The sequence below is a fragment of the Roseibium sp. RKSG952 genome (genome assembly GCF_009711355.1).
This window is the reverse complement of the sequence record NZ_SMMF01000399.1, coordinates 1-830: the sequence shown is the minus strand read 5'-3', so window position 1 is coordinate 830 and position 830 is coordinate 1. Positions and strand designations below refer to the sequence as shown.

Sequence of the window (830 nt, the reverse complement as noted above, 5' to 3'; positions counted from 1 at the left end):
GCCCGGGATGTAGTAGAAGCGTGCGCCGTAAGCGTCACAGACGCGAACGTAGTCGATCGGCTCCGGAGCAACCGGAAGATCGGCTGCCTGTGCAGAAGTAGCGGCAGCAGCTGCTGCAGCGCCGAGCATCAAGCTCTTAAAGTTCATTTCTGACCTCCTAAGTCAAAATCTCAAAGCGGCGCAGCCAAAACCCGGTTGGGCCTTCGAAGCCTTGCCTATCCCCGCGATATGCCGAAGCCATCCAGAGATTTATAACCACATGGAATGTTTCGGGATCAGCTCGTTCGCTGTTCGCATGCTGAAAAAACCAGAAGCAACCGATTGCTTCAAGCGCAAACACGCTGTGGAAAGGCGTTCGCGCCACGCTGTTGCATTGAATCAACACATTGAAAAACAACTATTTTCTAACGTAAAGGGAGTCTCCTTTCTGCCTTAGGGATAATCATGACAATATCATGACTTTAATTTACATTGACATTTTTTACATGTTTTTAAATACTTAAATTTTAAGCAATTTTATACATAAACTATAGATTTTTGTTATTTTTATTTAAAATATATTGATAATTTAGACGATGCGTATTTTGGATTTCGGAAGATACTCTAAATGCCGCAAAGGAAGCCGGACGGCTTTGAGCCTTTTTGCCGCTCAACCCGTCATGCTGGTGGAAAACGCGGGTTCCGCTCCGGCACCACAATCGCCTTGAAACGGAAAAACCGTCAAAAGACCTCTGCATATTGAAGCCGGTCGAGACATGCATGATTTGGCTTACGTCACCGAAGTGGCGGTGACGCCATACGGAATTGATTGTCAAGGGCGCGGAACGCGC

Annotated in this window: 2 protein-coding genes; both read right to left on the bottom strand. The window is 46.9% G+C overall.

The genetic code is table 11. The features are described from left to right. The coding region (locus tag E1297_RS01225; RefSeq protein WP_196223107.1) for a porin at positions 1–147 on the bottom strand (147 nt) is incomplete at its 3' end. 380 nt (positions 148–527) lie between these two features. After that, on the bottom strand, positions 528–830 hold a 303-nt coding region (locus E1297_RS49560), incomplete at its 5' end, for a hypothetical protein (RefSeq protein ID WP_209015566.1).